Genomic DNA, 22,364 nt, shown 5'->3' on the forward strand with positions numbered 1-22,364 from the left:
GAGTCAGGAATGTTTAGCCTGCTCTAAGCGGTTAGACGAGAACGGGTCAGGCAAAACAAAGGTTTGGCGGACAATGATATAAACAACAAAATTTGAACCTAAAGCTGTGATGAGGAATGTTTACCCTCAAACAGCATCAGTGAAAATTGGTTTGAGGCATCGTGAGATGTCGCAAATGTTGTTATTAATCAGTAGTCTTAATCCAAAGCGGATCTAGACACCTCACTTTAAACTGAATATCTTATGAGAAAGGATATGAATAAAATGATCAAATCGAATGTAAAAGAACTTGTAGGCAATACACCTGTTGTTAAACTTGAAAGAATACCTTCAGAGCATATGGCAGATGTCTACATCAAACTTGAAGGGTTCAATGTAACTGGAAGTGTAAAAGTGAGGCCAGCATTGGGCATGATAGAAGGAGCAGAGAGGCGAGGCGATTTAAAACCAGGGATGGTCATCGTTGAACCAACCAGTGGTAATACTGGTATTGCGCTTGCCTATATTGGTAGAATGAAAGGCTACGATGTGAAAATTGTCATGCCAGATACCATGAGTGTGGAAAGGCGCAATATTATAAAAGCATATGGCGCAGAGCTCATTTTAACAGATGGTACAAGGGGGATGAGTGGTGCTATTCAAGAGGCAACTTTAATGGCGGAAGACGCCAATGTGTACATGCCTCAACAGTTTAATAATTCAGATAACAGTTCGATTCACTATGAAACGACAGGTGCTGAAATCATAGATGATTTTGATGAGCTGGATGCTTTCGTGGCAACAGTGGGCACTGGTGGCACGATTACAGGCGCTGGCAAACGGTTAAAAGAGCATTTTGAATCGCTGAAAGTATTCGCTGTGGAACCGGTGGAATCGCCAGTATTATCGGGAGATAAACCTGGTCCACACAAAATTCAGGGGATCGGTGCTGGATTTGTACCCGATGTTTTAGAAGTTAATGTCTATGATGAGGTTCTAAAAGTCAGCAGTGAAGATGCTTTTAAAATGACCAAGAGATTGATGGAAGAAGAGGGACTATTCCTTGGTATATCTTCAGGCGCAGCAGTGGTTGCAGCACTTGAAGTTGCCTCCAGACTAGGGCAAGGTAAAAAGGTATTGACATTATCACCAGATGGAGGAGAAAAATATATTTCCAGTAATGTATTTTAGGAAAGAGGTAGATTATGTTTAAAAGAATAAAGAGTCACCTGGATAATATATTAAACAGTGACCCTGCTGCAAGAAGCTATTTAGAAGTACTGTTGCTGTACCCATCGGTACATGCAGTGGCAGCTTATAGAGTATCCCATTTTCTATATGAACATAAACTCTTTTTTATGGCAAGATTGATTTCTCAAACCTCTAGACTTTTTACAGGTATTGAGATTCATCCAGGAGCAACTATCGGTCATGCGCTCTTTATCGACCACGGCATGGGCGTGGTTGTGGGAGAAACTACAATCATTGGCGATTATGTGACCATTTATCAGGGTGCTACTTTAGGCGGTACTGGCAAAGACACTGGCAAGAGACACCCTACTATTGGGGACAGAGTTGTGATTGGTGCAGGTGCGAAAATCCTAGGCCCTATTCACATAGCGGCAGGCAGTAAAGTCGGCGCAGGTTCAGTCGTCTTAAAAGATACCAAAACAGAATCCACCGCCGTGGGTATCCCAGCCAGAGTCATCGGTGGTGTTGATCGTGCCATCATTCCGATTGAAACCGTAAGAATAAAAAGAGAACAATATGATCAAACCAAAAAATATGAAATTTATAACGATATGAGCATATAACCCGCGGGAAGATGCATCTGCTTCTTCCTAAATCAGTGGCATAATTGCCACTGATTGCAAGGCAACAGGCTTGCCGCGGGTTACGAGGGTAGCGGAGCGGACCGAGTATCCAAATTAGAAGAAGCTAGGCATCTTCCCAAATCAAAGAAAGCATAGGAGTTCGAAAGGGACTTGTATGCTTTCATTTTGTTATCTGTGATAAATAGGAGAAATTTTTTTAAAAGGTAACACATGTTACATACCTAAATCGAACTTCCTAATATAATAAGGGTATAAGATATGGAACTGGATCAAATGATCTGAAAATGAGGATGAAAACCTAGAGGTTATTAGGAGGCGCAAATGAAAAGAAATGTGATTGAGATAAATGAAGAGAAGTGTATTGGTTGTGGATTATGTGCAGGTGCTTGTATGCAAGGTGCCATCGAAATTATAGATGGCAAAGCGAAACTTGTAAGTGAATCCTACTGTGATGGTCTCGGTATGTGCTTGCCGAAGTGTCCAGTGGACGCAATTCATGTTGTGGAAAAAGAGACCGACCAATTTGATGCTTCTAGAAAGAATATTAAAGCCAAATCAAATAGCGAGATGAAAACGGAAACTCAATCTGAATCAGTTGCACCGCTTGCCTGTGGATGCCCAGGAACTGCATCCAAATCGATTCAAAGGACAGCTCAGATAGAACCACTTGGTGTGGTGACATCGCACGTACAGTCAAATTCTCAAAATAGTATTCAACCTGAGAGTAATACACACGCGGCATCGAATGTCGTCATCGGTTCAGAACTCATGCAGTGGCCAGTGCAACTTAGACTTGTGAGTCCAAATGCACCTTATTTCAAGAATGCAGATTTATTGATCGCAGCAGACTGTACGGCGTTTGCCTATGGCGATTTCCATAGAGAGTTTATCAAGGGCAAAATAACCGTAATTGGTTGTCCAAAATTAGATGACAATCAATACAATACCGATAAGATTGCACAAATCCTTGCTGAAAATGATATTAAGAGCATCACTGTCGTTCGAATGGAAGTACCTTGCTGTGGTGGCATGATTCAAGCGGTCAAACAGGCGATGCTCAAAGCACAATGCATCGTGCCATATAAAGAAGTGACCATTTCATCAGACGGTAGAGTATTATAAGCGGATAGAGTTTTGTAATGGGTAGGGCCTAAAGGCATCCTTACATGAATAGATTTAAAAAACGTGGCATTTGAAGTTTTATTCAAATGCCACGTTTTTTTATAAATCATTAGTTGTGATAAATAGCTTGAACATAAATGGCGCTCAGCGAGTAACATGAGTATACTCATGTGAATACTAGACGATAGATTGGAAGTAATTAGGACACGCATTGGCGCTAAAAAAGCTAAACCAAAACGAGATTTTAGCATTAGGTTATTCAATCTGCCAATTGATCGGCGTGAGTCCTCGACTTTCCAGAAAAGCATTTGCCTTTGAAAAATGGCCACAACCGAGAAAGCCCCTATGTGCGGATAACGGACTGGGATGTGTTGACTTCAATATGAGATGTTGTGGCTTGGTAATGAGTTTAATTTTAGTCTGTGCAGGATTTCCCCAGAGCATAAAGATAATTGGCTCTTCGCGATTATTCAGCAAGGCAATCACAGAATCTGTAAAGGTCTCCCAACCCTTTTGGCGATGTGAATTGGCTTCGCCGGCACGAACCGTTAGAACCGTGTTGAGCAGTAATACCCCTTGTTCAGCCCATGCGGTTAAATTGCCATGTGTTGGGATTTTACAGCCCAGATCGCGTGCAAGCTCTTTGTAAATATTGACGAGTGAAGGCGGTGTCTTAACACCCTTTAAAACTGAAAAACAAAGTCCGTGTGCTTGCCCAGCACCATGATAGGGATCTTGTCCGAGGATGACCACTTTAACCTCTTTATAAGCCGTTAAACGAAAGGCATTATAGAGATCCTCTTTTAATGGATAAATCTTTTGTGTGCGATACTCATGAATTAAAAATTGTCTTAAATGTTGATAGTAGTCTTTTTCAAATTCGGGTGATAGCAGCTCTTGCCAGTCATTTTCAAATATTTTTTTCATCTTAAAACCTCTTTATTGTAATCGTTAGTGTATATTTTGGATAAAGTGTACTCTCATTATACCATATCATTAAGCCTTTGAAAAAAGACCTTCAAAGGCTCAACTAGACTACAAGAGATGTAATTATAATGCTTTAAAATTTTTCACAACCGTCACGGGATCAGCATTTGAAAGAATCGCATCAGATACGGCGAAACCATCCACGTGTTCATATATGTCTTCAGTAATATTGGAAGGGGTTAAACCGCCAATGCCAAAAATAGGAATTTTAACGGACGCTCGGATTTGTTTTAATGTCTCATGAGAAATTAATTTGGCATTGCATTTTGTGGAGGACTGATAAAAAGCCCCTACACCGAGATAATCCGCTCCGGCATTTTCACATAACTGAGCACGTTCGGGTGTTTTAGCAGTGGCTCCTATGATTAAATTAGGGCGTGCAATGCGCCTAACATATTTAACGGGTAAATCATCTTCTCCAAGATGAATGCCTTGACAGTCTGTGATCGTGACCACATCCAGACGATCGTTGATGATTAGAGGGACTTCGAACAAGTTACAGAGTATAGAAAGCTGATGGATTTCATCCAGTGCTTGTTCCCAGCTGAGTGATTTTTGACGATATTGAAGGTATTCTATGCCAAGTGGCAATACTTTTTTCAAAATTTTCAGTTGTTGATCAAAGGGGTTTGAATTGGTGATTAAGTAGATTTTTTTTGTATTCATATTGAGACCTCTATTTCAGATATTTCAGATATTAGATCTATTTTAAATTGTCCCAACCTGTGTTGAGAGGAGATTTCTGCTCTGATGGATGCCGACTTATAGGCTTTGCACATATCTTCAATTTGCGATAATGTCATCAAGGAAACATTAGTATCAGCATTTGACGACTGTGATTCATAGAAGGGATTCGTATGGGAAGCATTGGCAATACAGACCCCTAATAATCCTGAAAGGACGCAACCTGTGCCCGATACTTTGGGCAAAAGAGGAGACCCCCCAGAGACAGAGCGGACGTGTCCTCTTTGACAAACGTAATCTATTTTGCCAGTGGCCACAATAATGGCCTTTGGATATTGATTTGAAATCAGCTGTATGGTTTTAAGTGCAATGGGGTTTGAGGCGTCAAAGGACTCAAACTGTGCATTTGAATCCAAGACAGTAATCTCATCATAATTGCCCTTTATAACTTGAAAATCATATTGACTTAAAAGTTCTAATGCAAACGTCTTTCGATAAGCGCTGAAATGGATGCCAACAAGGTCGATCACCAATGGCACACCGTGCACTTGTGCTTCAGAACAAGCCGCGTGAATTACTTTTTGTTTTTCTAAATTGACCATGCCAAGATTGATCACAGCAGCATCTATTTTAGAATAAATCGCGGCGTATTCTTCTGGTGTTTCAGACATGATTGGCGAAGCGCCCACAGCAGCGACAGTATCTGCAACAAACTGTTTGGTAACGTCATTTGTGATTAAGTGAATATTTTTTTTTAAGGTGATCATAGGTCTACCTCCATTTGTTAATGGCACCATAGTTGTCACCAAGGTGCACAGGATTTGTGAGTCCTGAAAGCAAATAGGCCTTGGCCTTTCGAATAGCCTCTTCTAAGGATTCACCTCTTAAAATATAAGCGCAAATAGCGGTGGAGAGTGTACACCCAGTGCCGTGAGAGAAAGGGGCTTCAATACGAGAACCTGAAAACTTTAAAGGGCGATCATTCTGAGATTTTATTAAAAAATCTGTGGCCTCATCTGTAAAATGGCCTCCTTTCAACAAAATGGCACAATTGTAATTTTCAAAAGAGGGCAGGGTTTGCTTGCTTAAATAATCTTGCGACCTCCTGTTCTTTTGATCTTCAGAGGGCACTATGTCAAAAAGGGCTTCATACTCATCGAGATTTGGTGTTATAAGTGAGAGTAGCGGCATAAGATTTTGCCGAATGGCTTTGCCAAGGGCCTGCTCACTTAATGAAGCGGCATTAGAAGCCTTTAATACAGGGTCCAATAGTATGAAGGGATGTGAGTGCTTATATTGAGTTAGGCATTCTACAATTGTGTTTAAGGAAGTCACAGAACCGATCATGCCAATCTTAATGGCATCAAAACGAAAGCGGGACAAAAGCCCCTCGAGTTGAGAGGCAATGACTTCACTTGGGAGATCAAACCGATCTATAACGCCGAGATCGTTTTGGCTTGTGACTGAAGTGGTAACAGTCATGGGGTATACACCCAATGAAAAAGCCGTGAGACAGTCTGATTGAATGCCTGCACCAGAGGTTGGATCTGATCCGGCAATGATTAATAACTTAGGCTTTTCCATGTGGCACCTTGAGTAACGACGTATAAGAAAGTGTCTTTAGCATGGCGTAGGCGATGATGCTTCCAGCAAGCGTGCTGAGCATAAATGGTGCGATGAAAAAGAAAGCGCCCTTGTCGATGCCCAGTAGGACTTTCGCAATGGGATAAGAGAGTAGAGCGCCCAGAATGCCAGTGCCAATGACTTCGCCTGCAAGGGCATAGATCATTTGATGGGTCTTCTTAAAGAGCAGACCTGCAAGCAAGGCGCCAATCATGCTGCCGGGGAATGCCAAAAGACTTCCGGTGCCCATGATATTTCGAAGTAAAGAGATGCAAAAGGCACTGCCAACAGCCCATGCAGGACCCAGCAATACCGCTGAAACGACATTGATTAAATGCTGTATGGGAAAAGCTTTTGCTGTGCCAACCGGAATGTAGAATAGTGAGCCAGTGACGACGCCTAATGCAATGAGCACACCTGAATAAGTCAATTTTTGAGTTGTTTTCATTGTAAAACCTCCATCAAGCTCTTAAAATATTGAGATCTTCGCCATTTAAAACTTTATTAAGTGTTCTTACAGCACACATTTTACCGCACATGGTACATGTTTTTTCATCTTCTGGATTGGTGCCTTGACGATAGAGACGTGCCTTTTCAGGATCAAGAGCATATTCGAACATTTTATCCCAATCCAACTGCTGACGCGCATGACTCATTGCGTTATCCCATGCTTTAGCATTTTTGACGCGTTTGCCAATATCACCTGCATGTGCGGCGATTTTAGAGGCCATAATGCCTTCGACCATATCTTCAAGTGTTGGCAATCTCAGATGCTCTGCAGGTGTAACATAACAGAGGAAATCAGCACCCTTACTTGCGGCAATTGCACCACCGATAGCACCTGTGATGTGATCATATCCAGGAGCTACGTCCGTTACCAAAGGCCCGAGCACATAGAATGGCGCACCATGACATAGTTTTTTTTCAAGGATGACATTGGCTTCAATTTCATCAATGGCCATGTGCCCTGGACCCTCAATCATCACTTGAACATTTTTAGTCCAAGCTCTTTTCGTGAGTTCGCCTAGGATGAGTAATTCTTGAATTTGACTGGCATCAGTGGCATCTGCAAGTCCACCTGGTCTCATGGCATCCCCAAGGCTCAGAGTCATATCGTATTTTGCACAGATATCCAGTAGATCATCAAAGTACTCAAAGAAAGGATTTTCTCTATTGTTGAGTCTCATCCATGCGAACATGAGTGAACCGCCTCTTGAGACGATGTTCATAAGGCGTGGATTATTAATAAAAGTCTTCGCAGTGTATTGATTGATACCGGCATGAATTGTAACAAAATCCACACCATCTTTGCCATGCTGTTCAACAACTTCTAAAAATTCATGTGCTTGAATGTCCTTAAGCTCTTTGTCATAAAATCCGAGCGCATCATAGACAGGAACCGTGCCAATCATTGCAGATGAAAATCCGATGAGTTCCGTTCTAAATTCGCGAGTTTTACCGTAGTTGCTGAGATCCATAATGCCTTCTACCCCGAGGTCAATGGCTTTTTTTGCCTTTGCAATTTCCACTGCATAATCATTTGAATCCTTAGAAATGCCCAGATTGACGTTTATTTTTGTCTTTAAGCCTTCACCAACGCCGACAGGTTTCAGAGCTTTGTGGTTGATATTAGATGGAATGACAATTCTGCCTTTGGCAACAAGTGCCATTAGGTCTTCTACTTTGATATTTTCATCATTTGCAACTGCCAACATTTCAGGTGTGGATATGCCTTGTTTTGCAGCGTCCATTTGCGTCGTGTACTTTCTGTTAATCATAGTAATAGTGCCTCCTCTTAAAATAATCATTTAGAATTTGATTTGAAGTAAAATTTGAATCATTAAAAAAAGCATTGACCGTAGTCAATGCTTGTGGTTTCTCTTTAAACAAGAGATCTGCGAGCTTTCCTACGCCAGTATTATCTGGATCAGGTACAAGGATAAAAGAATGGGTTCTTTTTCTCAGCTGCCCGGTTAGCAGCACTCCTAGCTAAACTATTCAATTGATATCAACATTAAAACATATTCTGCAGTATAAATCAATCCCAAAGCATGTTAAAATTAATTAAAGATACATAGATGCTTAGAGTGTCAAAAGTCAAAAGCTGAGTAACCCTCTAGCATATGATGTCGTTTACGGGAAGTACGCGATACAGCATATGCTAGAGGGTTCGTTCGAAACTGGATTTTGACACTCTAACTATGGATGAGGTGAAATATATGATCATTACAGAGACGGATAGATTGATTTTAAGAACATGGACACTGGAAGACTTGCCTTATGGCATGTCGCTCTGGGGTAACGTTGAAGTCATCAAGCACATTGGTCTTGAAAAACCCATGACGCGTGAAGAAGTTTTAGAGTCCATTAAAAAGGGCATAGACCATCAGATTCGAAATGGTTATCAACACTGGGCAGTCACACTTAAGAAGAGTGGTGAAATTATTGGCGCTTGTGGGTTTAATGCATTTCATCAGGTGAAAGAACAGGAGCGTTCAATTGAATTGGTCTTTCACTTTATGCCCGAGGCATGGGGCAATGGTTATGCCACGGAAGCTGCTGAGGCATGTCTCAATTATGCCCATGAGCATATAAAAACCGACCGAATAATTGCTGGTGTTGAGGGCGGCAATATTAGGTCGATTAGAATTTTAGATAAGCTTGGCTTTAATTATATGGGGCTTGTCTATTTTGAGGATTCAAAAAAATTTGAACCCATGTATGAATTTAGACTTACACCTAAACGTCGATAGTGGTTTCTATTCGAGCGTAGCCACCGACCCAAATTTCAGGAGAGCTACTTTCATGAACATGGCATTTGGTGTGGATTTCACTGGTAAGTCCCATAGTTTCGCCCTGAAGGATTTTAAGTTCCAGTGATTTCATTTTGCCAAAACCGTTGAGTCTGATGTGATGGTAGAGGTAACCTGTGAGAGCACCGTTGGATGTACCTGTTGCAGACTCTTCGTCAATGCCATAAAGCGGCGCAAAATTACGTGCATAAATTTGATTGTTTTCATAGGTGAAAGCGTGAACGCCAACGACGTTTTCTGAGGCAGACAGTGCTGAAAGTTTTTTAAAATCAACGGATAGAGCATTTAAAAGTGCTCTATTTTTTATGGGCAAGAGGATATCTCTGAGCCCAGTATCCCAAATCTCTACTGGAAGCTGGATTTGATGAGAATAAGCATCGTAATAACAGGTCATGTCTTCAGCCGAGATCGAAAAAATATGTCCTAAAGTCTCTTTTGAAAGTTCAGAGAGGGTTTCACCTCTAGGCGTTGTTTGAGACATATAGATCATAGGGGAGCCCTCTTCGATTTCTATTTTAAGCAGACCCGCTTTGGTTTTTTGAACGAGGTGCCGCTTAGGGAGTAGGTGTAATGTATTGAGCACATGAAATGCAGCGATTGTTGCATGACCACAGAGAGGCACTTCCTCAGTAGGCGTAAAGAAGGTGACCACAAAATCTGAAGTGTCTTCATCAGACTTTAGAACGAAGGCAGTCTCCGAATAGCCTAATTTAGAAGCGATCTTTTGTTTGGAGATATCGTCGAGAGGGTTTTCCAATAAAACGACGCCTGCGAGATTGCCACCCATTTCATGATGGGTAAAACTGTTTACTTTATAAGCTTTCATTGCTATAACCTCCTGAATTTTCGGTTTTGTATTTGACGTATTCATTTAATGTAGGCATATAATTTAAAATGGAGCCACTGCGTTCACGCTTGATTTCAAATCTTGTCATCATGGCCTTATATGGAATGGAACGTCTCTTGTCAGATTCTACATAGCTTTTAATAATGTCATAGGGCACTAAGAAAAAAGTATCATTGAATTTAAAGTGGACAATGATAAAAGCAAGTCCTCCTTGTCCTTCTATATCAGCCATGTATTCAATTTGATGCGTGTGTATATTGTTAAGAGGCAAACTTTTCAGATTGGTCTCTTTGGTATCAAAAGCCACACAAACCCCTTGTATGATGCCCAGAAAGTCAACCGTTGATTTTTTTTCAAAAAAGGCTTTCGTGATCATCCCAGTTTCATCAATGGCAACCACTTTTATAGGGGTACTAATTTTATCAATCCTGCAGAGCTTAAGCTGATGATAGTATTGGTGAGTCATGTTGAGTAACTCCTCAAGTGCATCTCCTCGATGACCTCTATTTCGCCACATGGTGACCTCCTAATATCGTTACCTCTATCATACCGTTAGACTTATTAAAAATCAACTTGTGAATAATTGAAAGGATACTTGTGGATAAAATTGTGGATAATGTGCATAACCGAACTTTATAATTTTGAGGAGGTGTTCTAATGAGCTTTTAATTGTTGAAATAGCGTCCAGATATGAATAAAAGAAGCTCAATGTTAAGAAATATTCGCTAAAACTTTACAATAAGTTAACAAAAGGCGAAACATTCGGAAAGTTTCGTCGATTCAAACTATTTTTCGTTGTAAATGAGATTGTGGAAAAGCTGTGTATAACCCGTTTACAAAAAAGATACATATTTTGAGGTTGACAAGTAATTGGTAGCAGAGTATCATAAAGGTAAACCACCCCCTAGCAGGGGGAATGATTGGAGGCTTTGATGAGAATCACAGTCACAGAAAAAGCAATACAAAAACTTAAGGGCGAAATTCTTAAGAAAGAAAATAGTGGATTTCGTCTTAGCATCAGAGGCATTGGATGAGGTGGTCCAGTCTTTGGCATTGTTCAGGATGAACAATATGAAAATGATTATATTGAAATCATTGAGGGTATAAAGGTCTTTGTAAGTCAGAAGGATATCGAGAAATTTGGTGGTTTTGAAATTGACTATTCAAGTTTCATATTGACACGTGGCTTTTATATTAGAGCACTTAGATATGGCTCTAAGTGTTAAATAAGATTTGGAGGTAAGAATTATGAGTAAAAAAGTAGTGGTATTTTCTAGTAATACATGTGGTTACTGCACCATGGCAAAAGAGTATTTAACTGAAAAAGGCGTTGCATACGAAGAAAGAAACGTATCCAACGATATTGAAGCCAGAAAAGAGCTGATGTCTAAAGGTTTCATGGGCGTTCCTGTGATCTATGTGGAAGACGAAGTGATCCAAGGTTTTAATAAAGCTAAATTAGATGAATTGTTAGGGCTCTAAGAAACTTTAAAGAGTCCTAGAGACTCTTTTTTATTTTTAATCTCAACCCCCTTTTGCGTGGGGTGGGGGAAATGAATTGCGGAACAATTTGTTATATTTATCACAAAGTATGATGTGAAATAGAATATATCAAATTATTTTTAGGACAAGTTATATTAGATACCCGATCATCCTATAGGTCACATACAGAATAAGGACACTTTTCAAATCAAGATAAAGAAAACTCAATGAAATAAAAACAAGTATCTTTAATGCATAAATAATGAGGTACATAGCTTCAATGCATATGTGCGTTAACATAGTGTAATAACAACTTAAAATATGGAGGTTAAACATGAAGAAGATTTTAATTGTTGGCGGTGTGGCAGGTGGCGCGAGTACTGCTGCTAGAATGAGAAGGATGGATGAGAGTGCAGAGATTATCATGTTTGAAAGAGGTGAATACATCTCTTTTGCAAACTGTGGATTGCCTTACTACATTGGAGGGGCTATCGAAGAAAGAAGTGCTCTCTTAGTGCAGACGCCTGAGGGCATGAAAGAGCGTTTTAATATCGATGTAAGAGTACAAAATGAAGTGCTTTCAATTGATCGTGAGAAGAAGACCATTTCGGTAAATGATATTGCAAACAATAGAAAGTATGACGAATCCTATGATGTCCTTGTGCTTTCACCGGGATCAACACCACTTAAACCACCCATTCCGGGCATTGATTCACCAAATATTTTTACGCTTTGGAATATTCCAGATGTGGACCGCATTAAGTCATATGTAGACCATACCAAACCTCAAAAAGCCGTTGTTATCGGTGGTGGATTCATAGGGCTTGAAATGGCAGAAAACCTTCACGATCGTGGTATGGAAGTCTCTGTTGTCGAGATGGCGGATCAAGTGATGGCACCAGTTGATTTTGAAATGGCTCAAATTGTTCACCGTCATATGAAACAAAAGAAGGTAAATCTATATCTCGGTGATGGTGTACAGTCTTTTGAATATCACAATGGACTCACAAAAGTAAAACTTCAAAGTGGCAAGATCGTGGAGGCTGACATCGTGATGCTCTCTATTGGCGTCAGACCTCAGAGTGAGCTTGCGAAAGCTGCTGGACTTGAGATCAATGGACGTGGTGGGATTGTTGTAAGCGATACGCTAGTTACTTCTGATCCAAGCATTTATGCAATAGGAGATGCTGTAGAAGTCGTGGATTTCATTGGCGGTCAAAAGACCATGATACCTCTTGCTGGACCAGCGAATAAGCAGGGAAGAATTTGTGCGGATAATATTGCAGGCAAAAATGTTTCTTATAAGGGGACCCAAGGGACTTCTGTTGCAAAAGTATTTGATTTAACCGTGTCATCAACGGGTGTTAATGAGAAGAGCTTAAAGCGTGATGGTAAAGTTTACGGCAAGGATTACTATACGACGATTATTCATCCAAATTCACATGCTGGGTACTATCCAGGCGCTATTCCAATGACGTTGAAACTGATCTTTGGTATGGATGGCAAGGTGCTTGGTGCGCAAAATGTGGGTTATGATGGCGTAGAAAAGAGAATAGATGTCATTGCAACTGCAATTAGATTTGGAGGTACAGTTTATGATTTAACTGAACTAGAACTCGCTTATGCGCCGCCTTATTCTTCTGCAAAAGATCCTGTCAATATGGCAGGTTTTGTGGGCGAGAACATTCTAAAGGGCATAACCAAACCGTTCCAATGGCATGAATTTGAAAATATAGACTCAGATGTCATTATTCTAGATGTTAGAACGCCTCTTGAAAGAGAGATGGGCTACATTGAAAACTCTATCAATATACCTGTGGATGATCTCAGGGAAAGAATGGTTGAACTGGATAAATCGAAAAAAATAGTTGTCTATTGTGCTGTGGGTATTAGAGGATATGCGGCGCAGAGAATCCTTGAACAAAATGGATTTGATAAAGTTTACAACTTAATGGGTGGTTACACAACTTATTCAGTTGTATTCTGCCAAGATGATGCCACAAAATGCGGTGGAACCCTGCTCGGTGAAGATATTCACGTGTCGGAATTTGGCGATGTTGAGGATTTAGATGAAATTGCAAACCCAAATGCAGAAACGATTAAACTCAATGCATGTGGTCTTCAATGTCCAGGCCCGATCATGCAGGTTCATAAGTCCATCGAAAGCATGACCTCAGGAGATATTTTAGAAGTAAAGGCAACTGATCCAGGCTTTATGAATGATATTGGCGTGTGGTGTGAAAAGACAGGCAATACGCTTATGGATTCTGGAAAAGAAGACAAAGCCTTTTTTGCAAAGATTAGAAAAGGGAAAAAGAAAGCTGTAGCACATGTAAATACGGAAACGGCTGTTAGAGATGATAAAACCATGGTGGTGTTCAGTGGTGATTTAGACAAGGCCATTGCCACTATGATCATAGCTAATGGTGCGGCATCTATGGGCAAAAAGGTGACCTTATTCTTCACTTTCTGGGGGCTCAACATACTGAGAAAATCTGAAAAAGTATCTGTTAAGAAAGATTTTGTCAGCAAAATGTTCAGCGCAATGATGCCTCGAGGCACGACGAAACTGAAGTTGTCTAAAATGCATATGATGGGTATGGGGTCAAACATGATCCGAATGGTCATGAAAAAACACAATGTGGATTCCATTGAAGATATGCTCAAAATGGCGCAAGAAAATGGTGTCAGAATGGTAGCGTGCAATATGAGTATGGACCTCATGGGCATCTCTGCTGAAGAGTTAATTGACGGCGTTGAATTTGGTGGTGTTGCATCTATGTTGGGTGCAGCGGAAGATTCGAATATGAGCTTATTCATCTAGTTTTGACAAAGCAAAGGAATCTGTTATAATAAATTTTATGAATAATGAGATGGAGGATTATAATGTCAACACCAGAATCTAAGAAAAAAATCATCAATCGACTTAAGACGATTAAAGGCCATATTCAGGGCATTGAAAATATGATTGAAAACGATAAAGGGTGTGATGAAGTCCTAATCCAAATAGCCGCTATAAAGCAGTCTATTCATAAAGTCGGATTAGCCGTTATGGAAGAACATGCATCGCACTGCTTTATGGAAGATGAAGCAGTAGATAAAGAAAAAATGGAAGAGTTGATTAAACTGATGTTTAATTATACGAAATAGAAGTTTATGAAGAGTGCTGTAAAAGCACTGAGATGATGTAAAATCAATTCATTAAAATTGCCAAGACAATATGTCCTGGCAATTTTTTTTTTTAAACAACAAGATTTGAGCCGAAAGCTGTGCTGAGGGATGTTCACCCTCAAACAGCGTCAGCGAAAATCGTTTTGGGGCATCGAAAGATGACACAAATGTTGTTGTATGCAAGATTTGAGCCGAAAGCTGTGCTGAGGGATGTTCACCCTCAAACAGCGTCAGCGAAAATCGGCATCAAAATAGCTTCTTATCTGGAAATGAGTTTTAATACATTTTTAATGTTGCGTTTATGAAATTTTATTAAAAATAAGATAAACTTAAGGGTAGCAATAATAAAAGAGAAATAATAAAAAATCATGTGAGCTGTTTGGAAGGAGTAAAACAATGAAAGGCAAGAAAAAATACTTAGTGATTCTTGGAATTGTTATCATAGTGGCAATTGTAATTGCAGCTACTTTTAAATCTAAATCCCAAGATCAAGATTCGAGCAAGGCGTCTATCTATGTTGATGTAGCCTCGGTTGAGAAGGCGGATTTGTCATCGACAATTACAACAAAGGGGACTGTAGTAGCAAAGGCAAGTGCTAAAGTCTATTCTGAAGTCGTTGGCATTGTGGCGGACGTATTTGTTGAGGAAGGTGATGTCGTCACAGCGGGGCAGGCAATTGTAGCAATGGACACTGAACGATTAGACCAGAGGATAAGGGATGCCAAGCTTCAATGGGAAATTGCTCAAATTAATTATGAAAATGCAACAAATTACAGCAGTTTAGATGCCTCTGTAAAAAGTGCCAAAACAGCTTATGAGAATGCAAGCAATGACTATGAGGATTCAAAAGTTATGTTTGCAAATGGTGCTTTAAGTCAGAAAGATTTAGATAGTTCAAAACAAAAATTTGATTTAGCATACAATGCTTATATGGAAGCCATTAACACGAAGAGCAATAAATCAAGCAACAGCAAGGTCCTTAAATTAACGGCAGAAAAAGCAAAGAACGAGTATGATGATTTGCTTTTGCAAAAGGAAAAAGCGAGTATCAAAACACCTATGGCTGGAACCGTTAGTAAAGTGGACATTAAAAAATACGATATGACCGTTGAAGGGACACCTATAGCAATTATTGAAACAGTGGATGATCTAGAAGTGTTGGCACATATCGGTGAATACGATATCAATAAAATTAAAGTGGGCATGCCAGCCAAGATTACGGGTTACGGCGTTGGAGATGAGCAATATGAGGGCAAAGTTACCTTTGTGGGCAGTTCAGCAGAAGTGACACAAGCGGGTCAATCTACAGAAAAGAGTGTTCTCGTAAAAGTAGAATTTGATGAGAAAACAGAATTTAAGCCTAATTTCACCGCAGATCTAGAAATTGAGTATGCCAAAGCAGATGAGGCAACAGTTGTCCCTTATGAGACATTGTTGAATATAGACAAAGACATTTTTGTGATCAAATTGGTAGATGGAAAAGCACATAAAGTAAAAGTTGAGTTAGGCGTGCAGGGAGACCTATCTGTTGAAATTAAATCAGAAGAAATCAAAGAAGGAGATCAATTAATTTTAAGTCCATCTATGGATATTGAAGAAGGCATGGCGGTTAACTTATTAGGAGAGGGCAAATAGATGATAACAATTAAGAACCTTAGCAAGGTTTATGACACAGGTTCTATACAGGTAAAGGCTCTGAATGAAGTGGATTTACATGTGGAGAAAGGCGATTTTGTTGCCATAGTAGGAGCATCTGGTTCGGGAAAATCCACATTGATGAATATTATTGGGTGCTTGGACAAACCTACTTCTGGACATTATGTGTTAGATGGTGTCCAAACAGAGACCATGCATCCTGAAAAGCTTGCGGAAATAAGGAACCTTAAAATTGGATTTGTGTTTCAATCCTTTAATTTAATACCGAGAACTTCTGCGTTACATAACGTAGAACTTCCCATGATTTATGCGAAATATCCTCGAAAAGAAAGATTGGTAAAAGCAGAAAGAGCTTTGGAAAGAGTCGGGCTTGAGGATAGGATACATCATAAACCCAATGAACTATCGGGCGGTCAAAAACAAAGAGTAGCCATCGCTAGGGCACTTGTAAATGATCCAGCGATTATTCTAGCAGATGAGCCGACTGGAAACTTAGATTCACACTCTACAGAAGAGATCATGGGTATTTTTAAAGATTTGAATGATGAAGGCGCAACGATTATACTGGTAACACATGAGCCTGATATCGCGGAACAAGCCAAGAGAGTTGTCACCTTCAAAGATGGTCAGATTATCGATGACATCAGAAATGAACAGAAAGGGGCAAGCATATGAATTTCTTAGAAAGTGTTAGAATTGCCCTGAATGCTATTTTTGTCAATAAAATGAGGTCCATACTCACAATGTTGGGCATTATTATAGGGATAGCATCTGTAATTGCAGTATTTGCCATCGGCAATGGTGGTGAAGTTGCCATTAACAAAGAATTTGAAACTTTTGGTGTGAACAGGATGTTCCTCTATCACAATTGGGATGAAGAAATTAATTACAGAGATTTGATAAATGTGGATGACTTAGATGCCCTCAGAAAAGTACTTTCAGACGATATTGAAGGCATATCTCCAAATTATACTGAATCGATGACATTGATTCAAAAGATGCAGAAGAAGAATGACAAAGGCAAAGTCGTAAATGTATCTGGTGTCAATGAAGATTACAATAAGATCCAGCAGATAAACTTAGATGCAGGTCGTTTTATATTTAAAAATGATATGATTACCTCAAGATATGTCACTGTAATTGATGCACAGTTTGCGAAGGATATCTTTGGTAAGACAGATGTGCTCGGTGAAAAAATATCTTTAAGCTTCTATAATCAAAAATTGACATTTGTTATTATAGGCATTCAAGAGGCGCCAAAGAGTTCACTATTCTCAGGTGGAAATGACACCCCAACGATTTATATTCCCTACTCCACATTAAGTAAAATAAATGGATTAGGCGACTTGGTTTATCAGGCGCAAATCAATACGAAGAAGGATGTCAATAAAGACAAACTCCAGGAGAATGTCAAAAATCTGCTCGCTCAAAGACACCATAACAAACCAGATGTCTATAGCCTTTACAGCGCAGAGAGTGAAATGGCCGCTGTTAACACAGTAACCGGTGTACTCACAGGTATCATCAGTGCTATTGCAGCAATTTCGCTTCTAGTTGGAGGCATTGGTGTTATGAACATTATGCTCGTTTCAGTTACTGAGAGAACCCGAGAGATTGGCATTAGGAAAGCCCTTGGTGCTAGACGCAAGGACATATTGATGCAGTTTCTTGTGGAAGCGATTATCATCTCACTAATAGGTGGCATCATCGGCACCTTGATTGGTGCAGGTGTGGCAATGCTTGTGGCGGCAAAACTCAGTCTGCCTCCAATTGTGCCTATGAATGCAGTCGTAATTGCTTGGGTATTTTCTGCAGGTGTGGGGATATTCTTTGGCTTATATCCAGCAAATCAAGCTGCTAAGTTAGATCCAATTGATGCATTGAGATATGAGTAAAAAATTAACTTGGGTGATAAGAGGTCACTTTATTATTTTGGGAGGGTAAAATGAGTGAATTTAATGATCGACAAACAGAAGAACTGATTCTTGAAGAACAATCAAATATTCGACCTAAAATGGGGCATTTACAGCGTGTTATAGGGATATTTACAAAACCACAAGAAGTAATTGAAGATATCAATAGAAGTCCAAAACTGCTTGTGCCAATGCTCTTGGTTGCCATAGTAACAGCATTAGTTACTTTTACGAGTTACGATACGCTTTTGGAAACTACAAGGATGGCAATGGTAAATGCAGCTAGGACACAGGGGCAAGATATACCCCTTGATGGGTTTGCGGGACTAAGCCAAACCATGGCAACTGCATCTGTGGCACTCTCTGGAGTTGGCATTATTGTGGTAAGCTTGGTTTCGGCGTTGATTCTTCATGGCGTCTCCACTTTTATGAATGGTGAAGGCTCTATAAAGAAGATTTGGAGTGCATCATTATACATTTATTTTATTCCTTTACTGGGCTCATTAATTGCAGGATTGGTGAGCATGGTGCTGAATCTAGATTTTTTAACTTTTTCGCCAGCCATTTTATTGAGTTCAGATCAACTTGGAAAACCACTTTATTCACTTTTGGCTACATTTGATGTGTTTAATATTTGGAGGATTGGCGTTATGATTCTTGCTGTAAAAACGATTGAGGTCTTTTCAACTAAAAGAGCAAGTATTGTGGTGATTAGCATTACCGTACTGGGAGTGCTATTCCAAATCGTACCTAATTTAGGCAAATAAAAAGTACGGAGATACAGGCAGCAATCAAATGTTGAAAGGGAAAACGTTAGAATTTTAACATTTAATGTGTCTCTAGATTCTGTAGGTCTCAAAAAAATATATTTATTTTGAAATATAGAGTTTAAAGATAGGTACTAGTGGGGTATAAGTTGACTGAATCAGATTCCGTATTAGATTTTTATTTATTTGAGTAGTAATAACTCATTGACACAACAAGAGGGTTATGGTATTATCAAATTGTAATCAGTACAAATTTGGAAAGAAGTGATGACATTTGTCATACTTAAAAAACAACTTTAAGACCTGGCAGAGCTGAGAACTAGGCATATCCTGAATAAATAGGATAAAGCAATCACAGTATTGGAGCAATCTTTAGAAAATAATTTTTCAAAGGAATGCTTTTATTCAGCAAAATAATATTTTGGAGGAGAAAATTATGAAATATGAATGTGTAGCATGCGGTTATATTTATGATCCTGAATTAGGAGATCCAGATGGTGGCGTAGAGCCAGGTACAACTTTTGCAGACATTCCTGAAGATTGGGTATGCCCACTTTGCGGCGTAGGCAAGGATATGTTTGAACCTGTAAAATAAAGTTGAGCTATGAAGTCAGTAAAATTAAAATATGAAGTTGGTGAACGTATGTATGTTGAAAATGTAGGTGATTTTTTAAAGGCTCATGGCATTAAGCCTTCATATCAGAGAGTTAAAATATATGAGTTTTTAATGAACACCGTCGAACATCCTACCGTTGAAAATATTTATAAGGCCTTGAATGGTGAAATTCCAACTCTATCTAAAACAACAGTTTATAATACACTCAAAACTTTTATAGAGAAGGAAATCGCAATGGTGATTACCATCGATGAAAATGAAACGCGATTTGATGCTGATACAAGTCTTCACGGTCATTTTAAGTGTGAGGTTTGTCACTCTGTATATGATTTTGACGTGAAGGCGGATGAAATCAGCCATGAAGCTCTTGAGGGATTTGAAGTTAGAGAGAAGCAAATGTTTTACTATGGAATCTGTAAAAAATGTAAACAGGAATCCTAGGAGGTATTAGAAGACATGAAAAGATTAGACGTTTATAAGTGTGGTGTTTGTGGCAATATTGTGGAAGTTGAATTCGTTGGCGGTGGCACGCTGGTATGTTGTGGCCAGGAGATGAATCTTTTAGAAGAAAAATCTGCAGATTCTGCAACTGAGAAACATGTACCTGTCATTGAAAGCATTGCAGGTGGTTATAAGGTTACAGTAGGTTCTACACTTCATCCAATGAAGGAAGAACATTATATTCAATGGATTGAATTGATTACGGAAACAGAGACGTTAATTACTTTCTTAAACCCAGGTGATGAGCCAGTTGCCATCTTTAAAACAGATGAAAAGGCAATCAAGGCTAGAGAATACTGTAATCTTCACGGTCTTTGGAAGAATGAATTGAAATAAGTTTATTATAGAGTTTAGCACTTTGTGCTGAACTCTCGTTTTATGAATACTAATCGATCTATGTCTAAAGACTTGTAGAGGCGTGTTCAGAGGGTTCTATTCAATTAGGCGAGAACAGGTTTGATAAAGCATAATTTTAGAGAAGTAAAGATGCTTTCAACATGGATTTAGAAAGAAAAGGAGGGTTGCTATGATTAACCCAAAATTGGAAAAAGCGATTAATGAGCAAATTAATGCGGAGTTGTATTCGGCATATTTGTATCTTTCAATGTCGGCATATCTAGAAAGTTTGAATTTGCCTGGTTTTGCAACTTGGATGCGTGTTCAATTTGAAGAAGAGCAATTTCATGCAATGAGATTTTTCACTTACTTGAACGACAGGGGTGGAAGAGTTGTTTTAGAGGCTATTGAGAAACCACAATTCGAATGGAACAATGTGATTGAAGTCTTTGAAAAGACATTAGAACATGAGATACATGTCACGAACCTTTTAAACAATATTGCTGATATAGCTGAGGCTGAGAGAGATAGACCTACTAAGAACTTAATGATTTGGTTTATTGATGAGCAAGTTGAAGAGGAAAGCACTGCAGAGAAAATTATTAACGAGTTGAAAATGATCAATGGCGAAGGACATGGTATGTTGATGTTAGACCGTGAACTTGGAGCAAGGGTGTTTACACCGCCTGTTGTTTAATCAGGTGTGTGAGGTAAATAAAATAATGATTTAAATAGGGAGGTAAACTAATGTCTATCAAAGGAACAAAAACAGAACAAAATTTATTAAAGGCGTTTGCAGGTGAATCACAGGCAAGAAACAGATACACAATGTTTGCAAGTCAGGCAGACAAAGAAGGTTACAAGCAAATTGCAAAATTATTTTTAGAAACAGCTGATAATGAAAGAGTTCATGCAGGACGCTTTTTTAGCTTCTTAGAAGGTGGCGATTTAGAAATTACTGCAACATATCCAGCAGGTAAAGTAGGCACTACTCTTGAAAACTTAAAAGCAGCAGCAATGGGCGAAAATGAAGAATGGACAGTTCTTTATCCTGAGTTTGCTAAAGTGGCTAAAGAAGAAGGTTTCCCAAAAGTAGCTGCAGCATTTGAATTTATTGCTAAAGCAGAAGTTGAGCATGAAAATAGATATAATAAACTTGCCGAGAACATCGAAAAAGGACTCGTCTTTAAAAAAGAGGAATCTGTTAGATGGAAATGCGATAAATGTGGTTATGTTCATGAAGGCCCAGAAGCACCTCAAACTTGTCCAACATGTTTACATCCACAAGCTCATTTTGAACTTAAAGAAACAAACTATTAAGTCGAACTTAATCACTTAATAAAACAAAAATGCTAAGCCCTTGATGTTGAATCAAGGGCTTTTTTTAGAATGATAAGATTTGAACTCATTTATATGGCGCCATGCCCTTGTTAGCAAGTTCATCAGCCAGATGATTATAGGTACTCACAACAATAAATTCTTCAAGAGAAAATTGCAAATCATTATTCGCATTAAATTTTTTATACCACTTTTGAATATCCGCAGGCGCATCTAAATTCAAATGGCCTTTTATTTTATAAAATTCAACTTTGGCAAAAGATGCCACAAGATTTATTAAAGTTTCCCAAAGCAATTTATTTTCAACAGGCTCTTTTTTAGAATTGCGCCAGCCGTTTAATTGCCATTTACGATACCAACCTTCTCTAAAACAATTGACAACATATGCACTATCTGAGAATATATGCACTTCAAGTGAAGTTGTTTTTAAACTTTTCAAAGCTTCTATAACAGCTGTTAATTCCATAATATTGTTAGTTGTTGAAGCTTCGCCACCAAAGAGTTCCTTCTTTTGACCATTATATACCAGAACTGCACCCCAGCCCCCTACATTTGTTTCCTTTCCATTTCCAGAACAAGCACCATCGCAAAAAATTTCTACAGTTTTCATAAGGACATCCTTTCATTTCTTTCAAACATAGTATAACATAGCATGACCCCAATCGATAAGAGAAAACGTATTTAAAGAGACAAA

25 protein-coding genes and 1 riboswitch are annotated in these 22,364 nt (G+C 39.1%); of the genes, 16 read left to right on the forward strand and 9 right to left on the reverse strand.

Features of this window, described 5'->3' with window-relative positions; all coding sequences use genetic code 11:
• The first annotated feature begins 264 nt into the window (after positions 1-264).
• The 3 genes from cysK to ISU02_RS08575 all read left to right on the forward strand — a co-directional run bounded on the left by cysK (position 265) and on the right by ISU02_RS08575 (position 2,936).
• Positions 265-1,170, forward strand: coding sequence for a cysteine synthase A (gene cysK, locus ISU02_RS08565; RefSeq protein ID WP_194701461.1), 906 nt, complete (start codon positions 265-267; stop codon positions 1,168-1,170).
• A 14-nt stretch (positions 1,171-1,184) separates the two neighbouring features.
• Positions 1,185-1,793 (forward strand): serine O-acetyltransferase EpsC, encoded by a 609-nt coding sequence (epsC, locus tag ISU02_RS08570; RefSeq protein ID WP_194701398.1) that lies wholly within the window; start codon positions 1,185-1,187, stop codon positions 1,791-1,793.
• Positions 1,794-2,135: 342 nt separating this feature from the next.
• Positions 2,136-2,936, forward strand: coding sequence for an ATP-binding protein (locus tag ISU02_RS08575; protein WP_194701399.1), 801 nt, complete (start codon positions 2,136-2,138; stop codon positions 2,934-2,936).
• Positions 2,937-3,191: 255 nt separating this feature from the next.
• On the opposite strand, the gene ung is transcribed toward ISU02_RS08575, so the two are convergent.
• The 6 genes from ung to thiC all read right to left on the reverse strand — a co-directional run bounded on the left by ung (position 3,192) and on the right by thiC (position 8,008).
• The gene (gene ung, locus ISU02_RS08580) at positions 3,192-3,863 is read right to left on the reverse strand and encodes a uracil-DNA glycosylase (RefSeq protein ID WP_194701400.1); all 672 of its coding nucleotides are present in this window, start codon (positions 3,861-3,863) and stop codon (positions 3,192-3,194) included.
• Positions 3,864-3,986: 123 nt separating this feature from the next.
• On the reverse strand, positions 3,987-4,589 hold the full coding sequence (thiE, locus tag ISU02_RS08585; RefSeq protein WP_194701401.1) for a thiamine phosphate synthase: 603 nt from the start codon (positions 4,587-4,589) through the stop codon (positions 3,987-3,989).
• Complete coding sequence (locus tag ISU02_RS08590; RefSeq protein ID WP_194701402.1) at positions 4,586-5,374, reverse strand: hydroxyethylthiazole kinase; 789 nt, start codon at positions 5,372-5,374, stop codon at positions 4,586-4,588. Before ISU02_RS08590 ends, thiE begins: the two co-directional genes overlap by 4 nt.
• A 4-nt stretch (positions 5,375-5,378) precedes the next feature.
• The gene (gene thiD / locus ISU02_RS08595; RefSeq protein ID WP_194701403.1) at positions 5,379-6,191 is read right to left on the reverse strand and encodes a bifunctional hydroxymethylpyrimidine kinase/phosphomethylpyrimidine kinase; all 813 of its coding nucleotides are present in this window, start codon (positions 6,189-6,191) and stop codon (positions 5,379-5,381) included.
• Positions 6,178-6,678, reverse strand: a complete 501-nt coding sequence (gene thiW / locus ISU02_RS08600; protein WP_194701404.1) for an energy coupling factor transporter S component ThiW — start codon at positions 6,676-6,678, stop codon at positions 6,178-6,180. The genes thiD and thiW overlap by 14 nt, the downstream gene beginning before the upstream one ends.
• Before the next feature lie 13 nt (positions 6,679-6,691).
• On the reverse strand, positions 6,692-8,008 hold the full coding sequence (gene thiC / locus ISU02_RS08605; RefSeq protein ID WP_194701405.1) for a phosphomethylpyrimidine synthase ThiC: 1,317 nt from the start codon (positions 8,006-8,008) through the stop codon (positions 6,692-6,694).
• A 109-nt stretch (positions 8,009-8,117) separates the two neighbouring features.
• A riboswitch (TPP riboswitch) is annotated at positions 8,118-8,227 on the reverse strand.
• Positions 8,228-8,449: 222 nt separating this feature from the next.
• Between thiC and ISU02_RS08610 the strand changes: the two genes are divergently transcribed.
• Positions 8,450-8,983, forward strand: a complete 534-nt coding sequence (locus tag ISU02_RS08610) for a GNAT family N-acetyltransferase (RefSeq protein ID WP_207736229.1) — start codon at positions 8,450-8,452, stop codon at positions 8,981-8,983.
• Here the strand turns inward: ISU02_RS08610 and ISU02_RS08615 are convergent.
• Together ISU02_RS08615 and ISU02_RS08620 are read right to left on the reverse strand one after the other, a co-directional pair.
• Positions 8,970-9,869, reverse strand: coding sequence for a PhzF family phenazine biosynthesis protein (locus tag ISU02_RS08615; RefSeq protein WP_194701407.1), 900 nt, complete (start codon positions 9,867-9,869; stop codon positions 8,970-8,972). The genes ISU02_RS08610 and ISU02_RS08615 overlap by 14 nt on opposite strands.
• The gene (locus ISU02_RS08620) at positions 9,856-10,407 is read right to left on the reverse strand and encodes a Holliday junction resolvase RecU (protein WP_194701408.1); all 552 of its coding nucleotides are present in this window, start codon (positions 10,405-10,407) and stop codon (positions 9,856-9,858) included. The genes ISU02_RS08615 and ISU02_RS08620 overlap by 14 nt, the downstream gene beginning before the upstream one ends.
• Positions 10,408-11,138: 731 nt before the next feature.
• Here ISU02_RS08620 and ISU02_RS08625 point away from each other — a divergent pair.
• The 12 genes from ISU02_RS08625 to rbr all read left to right on the forward strand — a co-directional run bounded on the left by ISU02_RS08625 (position 11,139) and on the right by rbr (position 21,652).
• Positions 11,139-11,372, forward strand: a complete 234-nt coding sequence (locus ISU02_RS08625) for a glutaredoxin family protein (protein ID WP_194701409.1) — start codon at positions 11,139-11,141, stop codon at positions 11,370-11,372.
• Positions 11,373-11,706: 334 nt separating this feature from the next.
• Positions 11,707-14,196 (forward strand): DsrE/DsrF/DrsH-like family protein, encoded by a 2,490-nt coding sequence (locus tag ISU02_RS08630; RefSeq protein WP_194701410.1) that lies wholly within the window; start codon positions 11,707-11,709, stop codon positions 14,194-14,196.
• A gap of 62 nt (positions 14,197-14,258) precedes the next feature.
• Positions 14,259-14,522 (forward strand): metal-sensitive transcriptional regulator, encoded by a 264-nt coding sequence (locus tag ISU02_RS08635; RefSeq protein WP_194701411.1) that lies wholly within the window; start codon positions 14,259-14,261, stop codon positions 14,520-14,522.
• Positions 14,523-14,939: 417 nt separating this feature from the next.
• The gene (locus ISU02_RS08640) at positions 14,940-16,178 is read left to right on the forward strand and encodes an efflux RND transporter periplasmic adaptor subunit (protein ID WP_194701412.1); all 1,239 of its coding nucleotides are present in this window, start codon (positions 14,940-14,942) and stop codon (positions 16,176-16,178) included.
• Positions 16,179-16,874, forward strand: coding sequence for an ABC transporter ATP-binding protein (locus ISU02_RS08645; RefSeq protein ID WP_194701413.1), 696 nt, complete (start codon positions 16,179-16,181; stop codon positions 16,872-16,874).
• Positions 16,871-18,094 (forward strand): ABC transporter permease, encoded by a 1,224-nt coding sequence (locus tag ISU02_RS08650; RefSeq protein ID WP_194701414.1) that lies wholly within the window; start codon positions 16,871-16,873, stop codon positions 18,092-18,094. The genes ISU02_RS08645 and ISU02_RS08650 overlap by 4 nt, the downstream gene beginning before the upstream one ends.
• Before the next feature lie 50 nt (positions 18,095-18,144).
• Complete coding sequence (locus ISU02_RS08655) at positions 18,145-18,879, forward strand: Yip1 family protein (RefSeq protein ID WP_194701415.1); 735 nt, start codon at positions 18,145-18,147, stop codon at positions 18,877-18,879.
• A 433-nt stretch (positions 18,880-19,312) separates the two neighbouring features.
• Entirely contained in the window at positions 19,313-19,474 is a 162-nt protein-coding gene (gene rd / locus ISU02_RS08660) for a rubredoxin (RefSeq protein ID WP_194701462.1), read from the forward strand.
• Between the two features lie 9 nt (positions 19,475-19,483).
• Positions 19,484-19,936: a Fur family transcriptional regulator gene (locus ISU02_RS08665; protein ID WP_228727757.1), complete on the forward strand. Its 453-nt coding sequence runs from the start codon at positions 19,484-19,486 to the stop codon at positions 19,934-19,936.
• Positions 19,937-19,951: 15 nt separating this feature from the next.
• Positions 19,952-20,332 (forward strand): desulfoferrodoxin, encoded by a 381-nt coding sequence (locus ISU02_RS08670; protein WP_194701416.1) that lies wholly within the window; start codon positions 19,952-19,954, stop codon positions 20,330-20,332.
• Positions 20,333-20,522: 190 nt separating this feature from the next.
• On the forward strand, positions 20,523-21,029 hold the full coding sequence (locus tag ISU02_RS08675) for a ferritin (protein ID WP_194701417.1): 507 nt from the start codon (positions 20,523-20,525) through the stop codon (positions 21,027-21,029).
• A 50-nt stretch (positions 21,030-21,079) separates the two neighbouring features.
• Complete coding sequence (gene rbr, locus ISU02_RS08680) at positions 21,080-21,652, forward strand: rubrerythrin (RefSeq protein WP_194701418.1); 573 nt, start codon at positions 21,080-21,082, stop codon at positions 21,650-21,652.
• A gap of 85 nt (positions 21,653-21,737) precedes the next feature.
• Here the strand turns inward: rbr and ISU02_RS08685 are convergent, their stop codons facing one another.
• Entirely contained in the window at positions 21,738-22,280 is a 543-nt protein-coding gene (locus ISU02_RS08685) for a ribonuclease H family protein (RefSeq protein WP_194701419.1), read from the reverse strand.
• Positions 22,281-22,364 lie beyond the last annotated feature (84 nt).

This window comes from Fusibacter ferrireducens, from assembly GCF_015352425.1.
GTDB classification, from domain to species: domain Bacteria; phylum Bacillota; class Clostridia; order Peptostreptococcales; family Acidaminobacteraceae; genus Fusibacter_A; species Fusibacter_A ferrireducens.